The following is a 15,253-nucleotide window of genomic DNA, read 5'->3' on the forward strand; positions in this document are numbered from 1 at the left end:
GCCGGTATTACCAGCTCTGGGTCGACTTGAACTTCTCCAGCGCTGACTTGAGGCCGCTTTTAACCTCGTCGTTCAGATCACCGGACTCATTGATCTTGGCCAGAAGCTCGGACTGTTCCGTGCGCATATAGTCCATGAGCGACTTTTCAAATGCCACGATCTGCTTGGCATCCACGCCCTCAAGGTAACCCTCGTTGGCGGCGTACAGTACCGTGGCCATCTCACCAACGGACATGGGCGCGTATTGTTGCTGCTTCATCAGCTCGGTAACCCGAGCACCATGCTCCAGCTGCTTACGCGTGGCTTCGTCAAGATCCGAAGCGAACTGGGCGAAGGCCTGAAGCTCGCGATACTGCGCCAGCGCCAGACGGATGCCACCACCCAGCTTTTTCATGATCTTCGTCTGCGCGGAGCCGCCCACACGGGAAACTGAAATGCCGGCGTTCATGGCCGGACGGATGCCGGAGTTGAACAGATCGGTTTCCAGGAAGATCTGACCGTCGGTGATAGAGATCACGTTGGTCGGTACGAAGGCGGAAACGTCCCCGGCCTGGGTTTCAATGATCGGCAGCGCCGTCAGTGATCCCGTCTTACCAGTTACCTCACCATTGGTCGCCCTCTCAACGTATTCAGGGTTGACCTTGGAGGCGCGTTCCAGAAGGCGGGAATGAAGATAGAACACATCCCCTGGGTAAGCTTCACGACCCGGCGGGCGACGCAGCAGCAGCGAGATCTGACGATAGGCCCACGCCTGCTTGGTCAGGTCATCGTAAACAATGAGTGCGTCTTCACCGCGGTCGCGGAAGAATTCACCCATGGAGGTGCCGGCATAGGGCGCCAGGAACTGCATGGATGCCGGGTCGGCGGCGCCTGCAGCAACAACAATGGTGTTATCCATGGCGCCATGCTCTTCAAGCTTACGCACAACGTTGGCAATGGTGGACTGCTTCTGACCAATCGCCACGTAGATGCACTTAATGCCGCTGTTCTTCTGGTTGATGATGGTATCAACGGCCACAGCGGTCTTACCGATCTGGCGGTCACCGATGATCAGCTCACGCTGGCCACGGCCTACGGGAACCATGGTATCAATCGGCTTGAGGCCAGTCTGGACCGGCTGATTCACTTCTTCACGGGCGATTACACCAGGCGCAACCTTTTCGATTGGCGTAGTCTCGGTGGTTGCCGCCTCACCCTTACCGTCGATAGGGTTACCCAGGGCATCCACGACCCGGCCGAGAAGCTCGCGGCCTACCGGTACTTCGAGAATGCGTCCGGTGCAACGCACGGTCTGACCTTCCGCAAGGCCCTCGTCCTCACCAAGCACAACGGCGCCGACCGAATCCCGCTCGAGGTTCAGGGCCATGCCGTAGTTGCCGTTCTGGAACTCAACCATCTCACCGTACATAACGTCGGCGAGACCGTGGATGCGGACGATGCCGTCGGAAACGCTAACGATCGTCCCTTCATTGCGAGCTTCAGAAGACACATCGAGCTTATCGATGCGCTTCTTGATGATCTCGCTGATTTCGGATGGATTCAGTTGCTGCATGCCTGTGTCCTCAAAATATTCTGCAAATGACCGCGTGTCGGAATTCGGTGCCTGCCATGCCTGGCGGACTCAGGCGCCCATGGCATTCGACAGCCTGTTCAGGCGCCCGCGCAGCGAAGCGTCGATGACCTCGTCACCCGCACTGATAACCACGCCGCCGATGATGGACTGATCGGTCTGAACACTGAGTTCAACCGTGCGATCCAGACGCTTCTCCAGAGCCTGAGTGAGCCGTTGCTTGTGCTCATCGGTCAATTCAAAGGCGGTGGTTAGCGTAACGTCCACAATCCGCTCATGCTCATGGCGGTAGGCTGCAAAAATCGCTGCCACAGATGGAAACAAAGGCAACCGGCGGTTTTCAGCCATGATCTGGATGAAGTTTTCAACCGGCTCCGGGAGCGGGTTTTCAAAAACGTCCCGGATGAGCTGGATCTTTTCCTGGGCGCTGAGGCCCGGATGCCGCAGGACCGAGGCCATGCGGCCATCGCTGGTGATGGCCGCCAGCAGATTGAGCGACTGACTCCAGTCATCGAACTGACCACTATCGCGTGCCGCCTCAAATGCCGCCCGCGCATAGGGTCGGGCGAGTGACGTTGACTCTGCCATGTTGGACCTCGTCTACAGTTCCGCGGAGAGCTTATCCAGCATCTCGCTATGGGCCTTGGCGTCGACGGAAGATTCGAGAATCTTTTCCGCACCGGCAATGGCAAGGCTGGCTACTTCAGCGCGCAACGCATCGCGCGCCTGCTGGCGCTCCTGTTCGATCTCGTCGCGGGCCTGAGCCAGCAGCCGGTCACCCTGTTCGCGGGCTTCGGTTTTGGACTCTTCCACAATCTGGTTGGCGCGCTTGTTCGCCTTTTCCACGATTGCAGCCGCTTCGTCGCGAGCTTCACGCAGTTCCTGAGTTGCCCGTTGCTGGGCCAGTTCAAGATCCTGGTTCGCCCGGTCGGAGGCAGCAAGGCCATCGGCGATCTTCTTCTGGCGTTCCTGCATGGCCTGAACAATCGGCGGCCATACATATTTCACACAGAACACAATGAAGATGAAGAAGCCAATGGTCTGCCCGATCATCGTGAGGTTGATATTCACGGCGTTCTACCTCTTTCCGATTCGTTGCGTTCGGGACGATGGGGCAGCCACTGCATGACCACCCCTCAACCATCCGGTGTTATGCAACAACAAAGATCAGGTAAAGACCGATACCCACACCGATCATGGAAACCGCGTCCAGAAGACCCGCCATAATAAAGGTCTTGGTCTGAAGCTCAGCAGCCATTTCCGGCTGGCGCGCGGTGGTTTCAAGCAGTTTGCCACCCAGAAGGGCGAAGCCGACAGCAGTACCCAGAGCACCAGAGGCGATCATGATTGCGGCAGCGATGATTACGAGTTCCATAACAACTCCTGATTTAACGACGGTTTAGGGGTTTAGGGTCATCAAAGTTTGATGGTTAATGCTCTTCATGGGCCATGCTCAGATACACGATCGTGAGCACCATAAAGATGAAGGCCTGTAGCGTGATCACCAGTATGTGGAAAATCAGCCAAGGCACCTGCAGCGTCCACTGAGCCCATAATGGCAGCAACGCGATCAGGATAAAGATCACTTCACCCGCGTACATGTTGCCGAACAACCGCAGCGCGAGAGAGAACGGTTTGGCCAGAAGGCCCACGGTCTCAAGGACGAGATTGAACCAGGTCATTGACCAGTGATTGAAAGGCGAGAAGCTAAGCTCTTTGGTGAAGCCCCCGAGCCCTTTCACCTTAATGCTGTAATAGAGCATCATCAGAAACACACCGATAGCCATGCCAAACGTGGCGTTGGGGTCGGTGGTCGGGACGATGTTGCTGTACTCGATGCCCATCGCTGAGGTCAACGCCGGGATGTAATCAACCGGTATCAGCTTGAGCGAGTTCTGCAGGAACACCCAGACAAACACGGTAAGCGCGATCGGGCCAATCATTGGGTTACGCCCGTGGAAGGTATTTTTCACAAGGTCTTGGGTGAACTCCACTACCATTTCCACGGCATTCTGGAGCTTACCGGGCTGATCGGGGGTCGCGGCTTTGGCAACCATCCGGAACAGGACCAGAAAGATGATGCCGGTCAATGCCGACATGAAAAGAGTGTCAACGTGAAACGCCATGAAGCCCATATCAGAGGCTTCGGTTCCGGACTTGGCAATGGTCCAGGTGGCTTCGTCGAGCACGGTGCCGTTGGCACGCTCATAGCCTTCCGGCAGTTTGCCGTAGGTGAGGTTCGTCAGATGGTGCTGTATGTATTCCGCTGGAGATTCACCTGCCATGTTCTACTCTCGCCCTGTCATCGGTGTGCAACCCTACTGAACACAAGCGGCGTCAGCATGTGGCTGAGGATCATGGTGCCGAACCCCGTAAACAGGGCCGGCCCGTTAATTGGCTGGATCAGCATTAGCGCGCCCGCCAGTAGAACCACTGTTGCGGACAGCTTGAACATCTCGCCTGCCATCAAGGCCGCGAAAACCGCTCCGACCCGCCGCGCTCCGCGATGACGGAAAAAGCGCAGGGCGAACAGGCTGTTCGGAATCCAGTGAGCGAGCCCCCCGAACAGAGCGGAGCGTGCACCAAGCGCCGACTCGAAAAGGAAAAGACCGCTGACCAGCAGCAGTATTCCCAGCTGGAGCATGATGAGTCGGCCTACCGGAGGCCGCCTGATGTTCAAATTGCCAACCCTTGTCGGCCGTTTAAGCCGGGCAGATTATAGGGCTTTGGGTGATCCGGATCAATAAATTTGGATGAAAATTCGAACCATTGACTGCCCTGTGCCGCTACTGGATGTGCTCGAGAATGCCGTCCAGTTCATCCAGATTGTTGTACTCAATCACTACTTTACCTTTACCCCGCTTGCCGTGATTGATTGCCACACGGGCACCCAGACGATCCGCAAGGCGATCCTGAAGGCGTCGGATATCGGGGTCCTCCTTTTCGGGTTCAGGCTTTGGATTATCCTGCGGCTGATCCAGTGTCTTGCGCACAAGCGCCTCGGTCTGGCGCACGGATAATGACTTACTCACCACCTGGCGGGCGATCGGCGCTTGCTGCTGCTCTGGCAGGCCCAGAAGAGCACGCCCATGCCCCATTTCAAGATCGCCATGCTCGAGCATGATCCGGACTTCTTCCACCAGTCCCATGAGCCGCAATAGATTGGTAATGGTGGTACGCGATTTACCCACAGCATCGGCTGTCTGCTGTTGGGTCAGACCAAACTCTTCCTGCAAACGGTGCAGGGAAGCGGCTTCTTCAATCGGATTGAGGTTTTCACGCTGGATGTTTTCAACCAGTCCCAGGGCGATGGCTGCTTCGTCCGGGACCTGGCGGATCAATGCCGGAATACGGTCAAAGCCAGCAAGCTGTGTGGCGCGCCAGCGGCGCTCACCGGCAACCAGTTCATAGTGGCCGCTCTCAAGCGGTCGCACCACGACGGGCTGCATGACGCCCTGTTGCTTTATGGATTCAGCCAGCTCCTGCAACGCCTCTTCGTCCATATCCCGGCGCGGCTGATAGCGCCCGCGCTGGATAAGATCCAGGGGCAGCTCTTTCAGTTCAGCCTCAATGGCCGGATCCGGGGCGTCCTCTAGGTTGGTCTGAGACCCTTCAAGAAGGGCGTTGAGGCCTCGCTGGCCCAGTCCGCGTTTGCGCGATGCCATGATGGTTGTTGATTATCCTGTCTGTGTCTGGGTCCGGAGCCTGCCGTCAGACGGCAACGGCGTCCTGCGATTGCTCACTGCCATTACGTCGTACCATCTCGCCTGCCAGTGCCAGGTAGGAGATCGCGCCCTTGGAACTGCGATCATAGCGTAGTGCTGGCATGCCATAACTGGGTGCCTCCGCCAACCGCACATTGCGCGGAATCACGGCCGAATACACCCGATCGCCGAAGTAATCACTGAGCTGACGTGATACGTCCAGGGTCAGGCTGTTGCGGGGGTCATACATGGTACGCAGAAGGCCCTCGATTTTCAGCTCCGGATTCACTGTTTCCTGGATCTGCTCGATGGTTCCCATGAGCGCGGCCAGCCCCTCCAGCGCATAATATTCACATTGCATGGGAATGAGGACGGAGTCTGCAGCGGCCAGGGCGTTGACTGTCAGCAGATTAAGCGCTGGCGGGCAGTCGATCAGGATAAAATCGTACTGCTCGGTGATGGGCTTGAGAGCGAGGCGTAGACGGTGCTCACGGCCGATCTCGTTCATCAGCTCGACCTCAGCAGCCGTGAGATCACCATTGGCGGCGAGCACATCAAAACCGGAATCCGGCGCTTGCGTGCACACATCGGCGGCTTCCTGGCGGCGGGTCAGAACATCAAAACCACTGACCTGGAGTTCGTTCTTGTCAAGCCCGCTACCCATGGTGGCGTTGCCCTGTGGGTCCATATCCACCAATAACACCCGGCGTTTAGTCGCTGCCAGCGAGGCTGCCAGGTTCACGCAGGTCGTAGTTTTACCCACGCCACCCTTCTGGTTGGTTACCGCCACGATGCGCGCCATTGCCTTCAATCTCCTGTCTCGCCCGTGGAATCCACCGTGCTGCGTTCAATACGCAGAATCCGCCGTTCCGCATCCACACCCGGAACCGCTACACGGCTGTCTTCAAATACGTCCCACCCCGCTGGCAACCCCGCGACTTCAGCAGTGGCCTCCGGGCCCTTCATGGCCAGATGCTGTCCGTATGGCGCCAGAAGATGGGCCGTCATGGGTACCATGTCCGCCAATGAGGCGAACGCGCGACTGGTAATCTGCGGGAAAGGGCCACCCTGCCAGTCTTCAACACGAGCATGCACCACCTGCATGTTATCCAGACCCAGCTCCAGCCGGCACTGGGTGAGGAACCGGGTCTTCTTACTGTTGCTGTCCAGCAGTGTCACCTGTCTCGCTGGCGAGTGCAATGCCAGCACCAGCCCCGGAAAGCCACCACCGGAGCCAACATCCAACAGGGGACCGGAATGGAGCCGGGGCACCAGCGTCAGACTGTCGAGAAGATGCCGGGCGCACATGGCCATGCGTTCACGCACAGCCGTCAGGTTATAGGCCCGGTTCCACTTCTCCAGCAGGTCGAGGAGGCGGCACATGCGATCCGCCGTCTCCGGGACTAGACTGACGCCAAGCGCCCGGGCCCCCGCCTCCAGTTCACGGCGTTCCGCGTTCATTCAGGCACTTTCCTGCTGCAGGAGGTCGCGTTTTTTCAGATGGATCAACAGCTGTGAAACCGCTGCTGGCGTCACCCCCTGAATACGCGAGGCCTGCGCGATGGTCTCTGGCCGTGTCTCTTCGAGCTTCTGTTTCACCTCATTGGACAGACCGCCGACGCTGTCGTAGTCCAGGTCCTTTGGCAGACCCATGTTCTCATGCCGACGCAGGCGCTCGATGTCTGCCTCCTGGCGCGAGATGTAGCCCTCATATTTCACCTGGATGGCAACCTGCTCAGCCACCACCGGATCATCAGCCCGCTCACCACCAATCGCAGCCACCGCCTCGTAATTGATTTCGGGCCGGCGCAGCAGATCGGACAAGGTCTGGTTTTTCTTCAACGGCTGCTTGAGGTAATGGTCGGCCACAGCTGCCGCCTCGGTGCCCGGCTGTACACGAGTGCGGTCGAGACGCTGGCGCTCCGCATGGATGGCATCACGCTTAGCCTCAAAGGCCGCCCAGCGCTGGTCATCCACAAGTCCCAGATTACGGCCGGTTTCAGTCAGGCGCAGATCCGCATTGTCCTCACGCAGTACCAGCCGGTATTCCGCGCGGCTTGTGAACATGCGATAGGGTTCTTTAGCCCCCATGGTGATGAGATCGTCCACCAGAACACCGAGATACGCCTCGTCACGTCTCGGGTACCAGGGTTGCTCACCGCGCGCGGCCAGAGCCGCATTGAGCCCGGCCAAAAGCCCCTGGGCGCCCGCCTCCTCATATCCAGTGGTACCGTTGATCTGACCCGCCAGGTAAAGACCGCCGATGAACCTTGTCTCCAGCGTATGGTGAAGGTCGCGCGGGTCCAGGTAGTCGTACTCAATGGCATAACCCGGCCGGGTGACATGGGCGTTCTCGAAACCAGGAATGGTTCGGATGAAGGCCATCTGTACGTCGAACGGCAGGCTGGTGGAAATACCGTTCGGATAGAGTTCCTGGCTGTTAAGACCTTCCGGCTCAACAAAAATCTGGTGTGAGCCCTTGTCCGCGAAACGGTGAACCTTGTCTTCAATGGACGGACAGTAGCGTGGCCCAACGCCTTCAATGTCGCCGGAGAACATGGGCGAGCTGTCGAGGGCCCCACGGATGATTTCGTGCGTCTCCGACGTGGTATGGGTTATATAACAGCACATCTGCTTTGGATGCCAGGCCGCACTACCAATGTAGGACATAACCGGCTCACGCTCGTCGCCGGGCTGGACTTCCATCTTGGAAAAATCCACTGTCTTGGCGTCAACCCGGGCGGGCGTACCGGTCTTGAGGCGGCCAACGGTAAACGGCAGCTCCCGAAGCCGTTTTGCCAACCCAATAGTCGGTGGATCGCCCGCACGGCCACCCTGCTGATTCTGCATGCCAATGTGGATGACGCCGCCCAGGAACGTGCCCGTAGTCAGCACCACCGTGGGGGCGCGGAAGGTTACGCCGGTCTGAGAGACCACACCTTGAACCCGGCCGTCTTCAACGACCAGATCCTCAGCCGCCTGCTGGAAAATATGCAGGTTGGGCTGGTTCTCAAGCATGTTCCGGATGGCGGCTTTATACAGAGCACGGTCCGCCTGAGCACGAGTGGCGCGCACCGCAGGGCCTTTACTGGAATTGAGCACCCGAAACTGGATGCCAGCCTGTTCGGTGGCCAGACCCATCGCACCGCCCAGCGCATCGATCTCCTTGACCAGATGACTCTTGCCGATGCCGCCGATGGCGGGATTGCAGGACATTTGACCGAGGGTTTCTATGTTGTGCGTCAGAAGCAATGTGTCGCGCCCCATGCGGGCCGCGGCAAGCGCCGCTTCAGTGCCCGCATGGCCGCCGCCGATCACGATGACGTCGAAGTGCTTGGGATATTCCACGCTGGACCTCAGGGCTTACCGGATTCTTTGAATGAATCGAGAAGTATAACCCGAGGCGTCAAGCCTTTGCAGCTAGGATGGCCACTTTCTGCACAGATTTAGGGAATCGTTCAAGAACAGAGCACTAGCGCCTAGTCATCACAAACCGCTCAAAAAATTATCCACAAAAATAAACAGGGGATAAAGGCCTTAAAGGAAATACAGGTTCCTGGTTTTGAACGGTTTTTTATTTTTATTCCAGCGTTCTCCCTTTTCTGTAAACAGACTTTTCCACAGATTACGCATTACGGCTGTTTCTGGATAACCAGCACTATCTCACCAACCTTTACGCCCCAATAGGTCATTTCTGTCTCATTGATGACGGTATTCTCGGTAACACGGTACATCCAATCATCCATGCGGACATTGATGGTACTGTCACCGTAAGGCACTTCCAGCACGTAATTCATGTGTATGGCATTACCCTCAAATTCCATGGAACCCGGTTCCGTTACATCCCCGGCAGTCGCATGATAACCGCCCTGTCTGGGCTCTAGCGTCCAGACCCGAGTGTCCGTTTCGCCGTCACTGTACTCAAAGACCTCATCCAGAGTGCCTACTCCATTCGCATCCCAGGAAGCATCAATGGTGGCATCGAAGTGACGGATCACCTTACCGGAACGATCTTTGACCACCCCGCGAGCACTCAATTCGCCCTGAAAGAATTCACTGGGCACTAGCTCCGGCTCCTGTCCCGCGTAATCGTTAATGGCGGGTCCAGAGCAGCCGGACATAAAGAGAAGAATGAGCAGTAAAATGGGGGTTAAATACCGACTCTTTAAAAGAGCTGCCATGAATTAATCTCCAAATAATAAGTGACTCTAGACCTTACGTGGTTAGGGCCTTCCGGGTTCAGTGGGTGGCCGCAGCGACGTACGCAACTGTACAGGTCGCCATTGGTTCCGCAAGCAACACTATCTGAGACTGTGTCGTACAGCTACCTGAAGGGAGGGTCCGTAATGGCTACCTACAAGGCGCCTCTGACCGACATGAATTTTCTGCTCAACGAAGTCTTTGACTTTCCGGGTCACTATCAGACCCTGAGCAACGGAGCCGAGGCGACGCCGGACATGGTCGACGCCATCCTGGGTGAATGCGCCAAGTTCTGTGAGAACACCCTGTCTCCGCTCTACCAAAGCGGCGATCAGGAGGGCTGTGAGCTGGTAGACGGTGAGGTCAAGACGCCTTCCGGCTACAGGGAAGCCTACGACCAATACGTCGCCGCCGGCTGGCAAGGGCTCTCCAGCCTGGAGGAATACGGCGGCCAGGGTCTGCCCGCCTCCCTGGGCTTGATGAAACAGGAAATGATGGGCACCGCCAACTGGCCTTTCAGCATGTACCCGGGCCTGTCAATGGGGGCTATGAACACCCTACAGCTCCATGGAGACGAGGGCCAGCGCCAGACCTACCTCACGCCCATGACCGAAGGCCGCTGGACCGGCACCATGTGCCTCACCGAGCCCCAATGCGGCACCGACCTGGGCCAGATCCGCACCAGGGCCGTGCCCCAGGACGACGGCTCCTACCGCGTTACCGGCACCAAGATCTTCATTTCCTCCGGCGACCATGATCTGGCTGAAAACATCGTTCACATCGTGCTGGCGCGCACGCCGGAAGCGCCCAGGGGCACCAAGGGCATCTCCCTGTTCATCGTGCCCAAGTATTTGCCAGACCAAGAGGGCAACGCGGCCCAAGTCAACGGCGTCTCCGTGGGTGCGCTCGAGCAGAAGATGGGCATCAAGGCCTCCGCCACCTGCACCATGAACTTCGATGAGGCCAAGGGCTATATGGTGGGCGAGGAGAACAAGGGCCTGGAGTGCATGTTCACCTTCATGAACACGGCCCGCATCGGCACCGCCATCCAGGGCGTGGGTCCCGCGGAGCTCTCTTACCAGAATGCCCTGGCCTACGCCAAGGAACGCCGCTCCATGCGCGCGCTCTCCGGCAAGAAGGAACCGAACCAGGTGGCGGACAGCCTGATGTATCACGCCGACGTGCGCCGCATGCTGCTGACCCAGAAAGCCGTGGCCGAGGGCGGGCGTGCCATGCTCTATGACGCTGCCCAGTACGCTGACCACATGGTCTGCGGGCACCTGGAGAAGGACGAGAAGAAGATCCAGAAGTACGACGACAAACTCGGCTTCCTGACCCCGATCCTCAAGGGCTTCCTCACCGAGAAAGGCTACGAGGCCACCAACCTGGGCATGCAGGTGTTCGGCGGCCATGGCTACATCAGGGAACACGGCATGGAGCAGATCGTGCGCGACACCCGGATCGCCACGCTCTACGAGGGCACCACCGGCATCCAGGCACTGGACCTGCTCGGCCGCAAGGTTCTGATGATGACCCAGGGGGGCGCGGTGCGCGAGTTCACCCTGCGCATGAGCAACGAGGCCCGTAAGCACCTCACCGACAGCACCCTGCGCCCCTGGGCGTGGCGGATCCTGAAGCTGGCCACCCAGTGGAACTGGCTGACCTTGCGCCTGATGGTCATCGCGCGCAAGGACCGCGACATGGTCTCGGCCGCCGCCCACGACTTCCTGATGTACAGCGGCTACGTTTACTTGGCCTTCATGTGGCTGCGCATGGCCGCGGCTGCCCGCAGGGGCCTAGAAGAAGGAGGTAACCAGAGCGAGGATTTCTACAACGCCAAGCTGGCGACCGCCGCGTTCTACTTCGAACGCATGCTGCCCCAGGCCCAGGGTCACGCCGACAGTATGCTGAGCCCCAGCGAGACGCTGATGCAGCTCAGCAACGAGGCATTCGCCTTCGATTACTGACGCACGCTTTACCCCTCCCCCTGCCGGTCTTCGGGCCGGCTTTCTACGTTTCAACCCCCGAGTGGCACTTTGACGGTCATGCGCACATCACGCCCCGGACTCAGCGCATACCCTTTGTAGGTATCCAGGAAATCCCGGTAGCTCTTGTCCGTCAGGTTGCGTACTTCAAGATTGAACCGGACCGGACTACCCACGCTGCTGCCAATGGAGAAACCCACTCTGAGGTCCGCAACCGTGTACGAGTCCGTAGAGGCAGTACCGAAAGGCGCGTTATCGAACTGGGAGAAGGGTTCACCCGGCGCGGCCTTCTTAGAGGCGTTATGCCGCAGGCTGAGCCGGACCCTGGGGTTGCGCAGTGGCCCCCAGCTGCTGGGTGTCCAGGTGCCTTCCACCTGCAGTTCGTCCGCGGGTTGCAACGGCAGGTCGTTCCCCGTGCGGTCGTTTTCCCCGTCCACGGCGCTATAGGTCGTACTCAGTTCCAGAGTTTCCGTCACATTCGCACGGGCGGTCAGCTCCACACCGCTCAGCACGGCGTCGGTCTGACGATAGCGGAAAACAGGGAGGCCATTGTCGTTATTGCCGGTATCCTGGAGATAGATGTAATCGTCGATGGCATTACGGTAGACGGTGGCGCTCGCAGCCGTCCGCGTGGAACGCCAGCGCAGGGCAAGGTCCGTGTTCAGGGATTTTTCAGCATCCAGGTCCTGGTTGCCCTTCTGGACAGCCGCAACACCGGTATGCTGGCCGTCCGCGTAGAGCTCGAAGAGGCTGGGAGCACGGAAGCCCCGACCCACATTACTGGCCAGGGTTAGTCTGTCGGTCAGGGCATAAGACCCCCCAAAGGAGCCCGATGTCACCGAGTAGTCATTCCCGTCACGCCCGTTGAATGAGGTTGGCGCGGCGGTCTCGCTACTCTCGCCTACCGTTTCGGTCCAATCCTGACGCAGCCCGGCCTGCAGTGTCAGGCGACCCAGGGTGCGTTCCTCGAAGGCAAAAACACCAAGGTTATCAACCTGACCACCAGGGCTCAGCTGAGTGGTGCCCCGGGATTCCTGTTGTTTCGTCCGGTATTCAAGACCGACACGCCCGGCATCAAAGACCCCGAGCTGAGCGTGCTCTGCTTCGAGGCGGGTGGTGTACTGATCGAATTCAATATCAATGGTGCCGTCAAAAAGCTCGTTCCTCGGCACACCGCCACCGTTGGACTGACGTTGGTTGCGTTGCCAGGCCAGAGTTGGCTTGAACGTCCAGTTGCCGTCCAGCGGAATCATGGCATCGAGGCGCAGCTCATCGTTCTCCAGGCGCTGGCCAACACCCTCATAGCCTTCCGCCGGTGGTTTCTTACCCGCCGGGGGTGGCAGCAGGAAATTGTGCTCATTACGCCATCCGGTGTAACGCAGGCGCAGTTCACCGAAACCGGCTTTATACCCTACACCAAGCTGTGCGTTGAGTTGCTCGAAATCTGTATAGTCCAGCTCGCCCGTGTAGGCAGGAGCGTGGCGTTTACTCGGATCACTTGAGGGTGGCGGAAAGAAGGTAGGATCATCCGGCACGGTTACGTTGCCGGCGTTGCGATGAATAAGACCGCCCGCGAAGGTCCAGTTGGCGCCTTCGCTCGATCCCTTCAGCCCGAGATCATTCTGATCATTGTTAGTGGCGTGCCCGAGCAGCGCCTGACCGCCGTTGTGGCGGCCGCCATCATCGCTGAAGGTCAATGGCAGAGGTTTGACATCAACCGCTCCGCCAAGCCCATCGGATCCGTAAAGGATGCTTGATGCACCACGCACCACTTCAATCCGTTCACTCAGGAAAGGTTCAACATTCGGCGAATGCCGGGTGCCGAACTGCTGATGGTCTGTTCCTATGCCATTGGACAGGATACGCACCCGGTTACCGGAAAGCCCCCGGATAACCGGTTTTCCGACCTGGTTGCCAGCACTGACGGTATCAACACCTGGCAGATGATCCAGGGTCTGACCCAATGTCGCACTCTCGCGTCGAGCCTTTTCCGTCCCCTGTAGAACATTGATCTGGGACGCCTGATACAACGGGGACCCTGGTGAAGGTGTTCCAGCTTCCACAATGACGTCCTCAAGCGCCATTGTTCGGGAGGTTTCCTCTGCCTGTACCGACACAGCGCAAGCGAGGACCAACAGCCCTGGGGCCAAGACAGCGTGGGCAACCGGTGGTGTCGGTATCGTTCCGATTAAACCTTTCAGTTCCATATGTCACCTATAAAACGTTATATCGTTACATTAAAAAATACCGCTACACAGCTTTTAGTGCTGGTTAACCAATGACCGCGATCAGCCAGTACATAATGTTATACCATAACTTTAACAGAAGGCAAGTGAATCCAATTGCGGGTCGAAAGCGCAACGACAACGGATAAAAACTGATTTTGGGGGTAGTCGGGTGCTTTAGAAGATCTCGGGCCCGATCATTTACCGATACAGAACGAGCCGAAGATCTCGCCCAGGAGTTCATCCGGCGTCATGGCGCCGGTAATCTCGCCGAGCGCATCCTGGGCCTGGCGCAGATCCTCGGCGAGCAGCTCTCCGGCCCCGAATTCACTGAGCTGGGCCTGACCCTGAACCACTATGGCGCGTGCCCGTTCCAGCGCATCCAGATGCCGCCGGCGGGCCATATAACGCCCTTCAGACGCCGTCTGGTACCCCATGCAATCCTTGAGGTGTTCCCGGAGCACCTCCACGCCATCGCCCGACTGCGCCGAAAGCCGGATGACCGGAGCGTGATGGTCGTCGGTATAGCCGGCGCTTTCACCGGAGAGGTCTACCTTGTTGCGCAGCACGGTTACCGGCAGTTCCTCCGGCAAATCGCGGGGTAGCCCTGTGGTCAGGCTGTCAGGGCTGGTGTCAGGTGTGGTTGTACTGTCGGCCAGCAACAGTATCCGGTCCGCCTTCTCAATTTCCGCCCAGGCCCGGTCAATGCCGATGCGCTCCACCTCATTGTTACTGTCACGCAGACCTGCGGTATCGATGATATGCAGCGGCATACCATCGATCTGGATCTGCTCACGGAGGACATCACGGGTGGTACCCTCGATCTCGGTCACGATGGCGGTGTCCTGACCGGATAGCGCGTTGAGAAGGCTGGATTTTCCGGCATTGGGTTTACCGGCAATCACGACCTGCATACCGTCTCTCAGCAGAGTCCCCTGATGGGCTTCGTTGAGGGTGCGGTCCAGTGACTCCAGGAGGGCCTGAAGATCTGCCGCCACCTTGCCGTCGCCTAGAAAGTCCACATCCTCGTCGGGAAAATCGATGGCAGCTTCCACATAGACCCGCAGCTGGACCAGCTCATCGATCAGTCCTGAGACCACCCGGGAGAAGGCCCCTTGCAGGGAATGGAGCGCACTGCGAGCCGCCTGGTCCGAGCTGCTCTCGATCAGATCGGCAATGGCTTCGGCCTGGGCCAGGTCCAGTTTATCGTTCAGGAAGGCTCTTTCGGAGAATTCTCCCGGCCGCGCCAGGCGGGCTCCCCGGGCCGTGGCCGAAGCGAGGATCCGGTCCATGAGAACCGGCCCACCGTGACCCTGAAGCTCGAGGACGTCCTCGCCGGTGAAGGAGTTCGGACCCGGAAAGTACAGGACGATACCTTCATCCAGAACCTCCCCGGCCTCATCCAGGAAGGGGCCGTAATGGGCGTAACGGGCTCGGGGCTCAAAGCCCAGGAAAGCCCGGGCGAGGGCCTGGGCCTGGGGGCCTGAGTGCCGGATAACGCCCACGCCGCCGCGGCCCGGCGGCGTGGCGACGGCGGCAATGGTATCCCGGTCGGCACCGCTCATGGCG

The 15,253-nt window shown here is 58.7% G+C and carries 14 protein-coding genes; 1 reads left to right on the plus strand and 13 read right to left on the minus strand.

Annotation, left to right across the window (positions count from 1 at the left end):
* Window positions 1–7 precede the first annotated feature (7 nt).
* The 11 genes from atpA to AAF659_RS07700 all read right to left on the minus strand — a co-directional run bounded on the left by atpA (window position 8) and on the right by AAF659_RS07700 (window position 9,455).
* Window positions 8–1,552: a F0F1 ATP synthase subunit alpha gene (gene atpA / locus AAF659_RS07650; RefSeq protein WP_349751135.1), complete on the minus strand. Its 1,545-nt coding sequence runs from the start codon at window positions 1,550–1,552 to the stop codon at window positions 8–10.
* Between the two features lie 69 nt (window positions 1,553–1,621).
* Window positions 1,622–2,158, minus strand: a complete 537-nt coding sequence (locus AAF659_RS07655; protein WP_349751136.1) for a F0F1 ATP synthase subunit delta — start codon at window positions 2,156–2,158, stop codon at window positions 1,622–1,624.
* Between the two features lie 12 nt (window positions 2,159–2,170).
* Window positions 2,171–2,641: a F0F1 ATP synthase subunit B gene (locus AAF659_RS07660; RefSeq protein WP_349751137.1), complete on the minus strand. Its 471-nt coding sequence runs from the start codon at window positions 2,639–2,641 to the stop codon at window positions 2,171–2,173.
* Window positions 2,642–2,720: 79 nt separating this feature from the next.
* Window positions 2,721–2,945 (minus strand): F0F1 ATP synthase subunit C, encoded by a 225-nt coding sequence (gene atpE / locus AAF659_RS07665; protein ID WP_077529949.1) that lies wholly within the window; start codon window positions 2,943–2,945, stop codon window positions 2,721–2,723.
* Window positions 2,946–3,000: 55 nt separating this feature from the next.
* Complete coding sequence (gene atpB / locus AAF659_RS07670; protein WP_349751138.1) at window positions 3,001–3,855, minus strand: F0F1 ATP synthase subunit A; 855 nt, start codon at window positions 3,853–3,855, stop codon at window positions 3,001–3,003.
* A 17-nt stretch (window positions 3,856–3,872) separates the two neighbouring features.
* Window positions 3,873–4,214, minus strand: coding sequence for an ATP synthase subunit I (locus AAF659_RS07675; protein WP_349751139.1), 342 nt, complete (start codon window positions 4,212–4,214; stop codon window positions 3,873–3,875).
* Between the two features lie 142 nt (window positions 4,215–4,356).
* Window positions 4,357–5,235, minus strand: coding sequence for a ParB/RepB/Spo0J family partition protein (locus AAF659_RS07680; RefSeq protein WP_349751140.1), 879 nt, complete (start codon window positions 5,233–5,235; stop codon window positions 4,357–4,359).
* A 46-nt stretch (window positions 5,236–5,281) separates the two neighbouring features.
* The gene (locus AAF659_RS07685) at window positions 5,282–6,076 is read right to left on the minus strand and encodes a ParA family protein (RefSeq protein WP_349751141.1); all 795 of its coding nucleotides are present in this window, start codon (window positions 6,074–6,076) and stop codon (window positions 5,282–5,284) included.
* Window positions 6,077–6,081: 5 nt separating this feature from the next.
* On the minus strand, window positions 6,082–6,735 hold the full coding sequence (gene rsmG / locus AAF659_RS07690) for a 16S rRNA (guanine(527)-N(7))-methyltransferase RsmG (protein WP_349751142.1): 654 nt from the start codon (window positions 6,733–6,735) through the stop codon (window positions 6,082–6,084).
* Complete coding sequence (mnmG, locus tag AAF659_RS07695) at window positions 6,736–8,622, minus strand: tRNA uridine-5-carboxymethylaminomethyl(34) synthesis enzyme MnmG (protein ID WP_349751143.1); 1,887 nt, start codon at window positions 8,620–8,622, stop codon at window positions 6,736–6,738.
* A 284-nt stretch (window positions 8,623–8,906) separates the two neighbouring features.
* Window positions 8,907–9,455, minus strand: coding sequence for a DUF3833 domain-containing protein (locus tag AAF659_RS07700; protein WP_349751145.1), 549 nt, complete (start codon window positions 9,453–9,455; stop codon window positions 8,907–8,909).
* A 165-nt stretch (window positions 9,456–9,620) separates the two neighbouring features.
* On the opposite strand from AAF659_RS07700, the gene AAF659_RS07705 reads away from it, so the two are divergent.
* Entirely contained in the window at window positions 9,621–11,441 is a 1,821-nt protein-coding gene (locus AAF659_RS07705) for an acyl-CoA dehydrogenase C-terminal domain-containing protein (protein ID WP_349751146.1), read from the plus strand.
* A gap of 50 nt (window positions 11,442–11,491) precedes the next feature.
* Here AAF659_RS07705 and AAF659_RS07710 read toward each other — a convergent pair whose 3' ends face one another.
* Window positions 11,492–13,543: a TonB-dependent receptor gene (locus AAF659_RS07710; protein WP_349751147.1), complete on the minus strand. Its 2,052-nt coding sequence runs from the start codon at window positions 13,541–13,543 to the stop codon at window positions 11,492–11,494.
* Window positions 13,544–13,881: 338 nt separating this feature from the next.
* Window positions 13,882–15,249, minus strand: a complete 1,368-nt coding sequence (gene mnmE, locus AAF659_RS07715; RefSeq protein WP_349751148.1) for a tRNA uridine-5-carboxymethylaminomethyl(34) synthesis GTPase MnmE — start codon at window positions 15,247–15,249, stop codon at window positions 13,882–13,884.
* Between the last annotated feature and the right edge of the window lie 4 nt (window positions 15,250–15,253).

The organism is Salicola sp. Rm-C-2C1-2 (genome assembly GCF_040196175.1).
In the GTDB taxonomy this organism is placed as follows: Bacteria; Pseudomonadota; Gammaproteobacteria; order Pseudomonadales; family Oleiphilaceae; genus Halospina.

Excerpts from the sequence above, each read along its gene's own strand:
- AAF659_RS07680 (WP_349751140.1), bottom strand. The coding sequence starts at position 5,235 with ATGGCATCGCGCAAACGCGGACTGGGCCAGCGAGGCCTCAACGCCCTT.
- AAF659_RS07655 (WP_349751136.1), bottom strand. The coding sequence starts at position 2,158 with ATGGCAGAGTCAACGTCACTCGCCCGACCCTATGCGCGGGCGGCATTT.
- atpA (WP_349751135.1), bottom strand. The coding sequence starts at position 1,552 with ATGCAGCAACTGAATCCATCCGAAATCAGCGAGATCATCAAGAAGCGC.
- AAF659_RS07700 (WP_349751145.1), bottom strand. The coding sequence starts at position 9,455 with ATGGCAGCTCTTTTAAAGAGTCGGTATTTAACCCCCATTTTACTGCTC.
- AAF659_RS07710 (WP_349751147.1), bottom strand. The coding sequence starts at position 13,543 with ATGGCGCTTGAGGACGTCATTGTGGAAGCTGGAACACCTTCACCAGGG.
- atpB (WP_349751138.1), bottom strand. The coding sequence starts at position 3,855 with ATGGCAGGTGAATCTCCAGCGGAATACATACAGCACCATCTGACGAAC.
- mnmE (WP_349751148.1), bottom strand. The coding sequence starts at position 15,249 with ATGAGCGGTGCCGACCGGGATACCATTGCCGCCGTCGCCACGCCGCCG.
- rsmG (WP_349751142.1), bottom strand. The coding sequence starts at position 6,735 with ATGAACGCGGAACGCCGTGAACTGGAGGCGGGGGCCCGGGCGCTTGGC.
- AAF659_RS07685 (WP_349751141.1), bottom strand. The coding sequence starts at position 6,076 with ATGGCGCGCATCGTGGCGGTAACCAACCAGAAGGGTGGCGTGGGTAAA.
- AAF659_RS07705 (WP_349751146.1), top strand. The coding sequence starts at position 9,621 with ATGGCTACCTACAAGGCGCCTCTGACCGACATGAATTTTCTGCTCAAC.
- atpE (WP_077529949.1), bottom strand. The coding sequence starts at position 2,945 with ATGGAACTCGTAATCATCGCTGCCGCAATCATGATCGCCTCTGGTGCT.
- AAF659_RS07675 (WP_349751139.1), bottom strand. The coding sequence starts at position 4,214 with ATGCTCCAGCTGGGAATACTGCTGCTGGTCAGCGGTCTTTTCCTTTTC.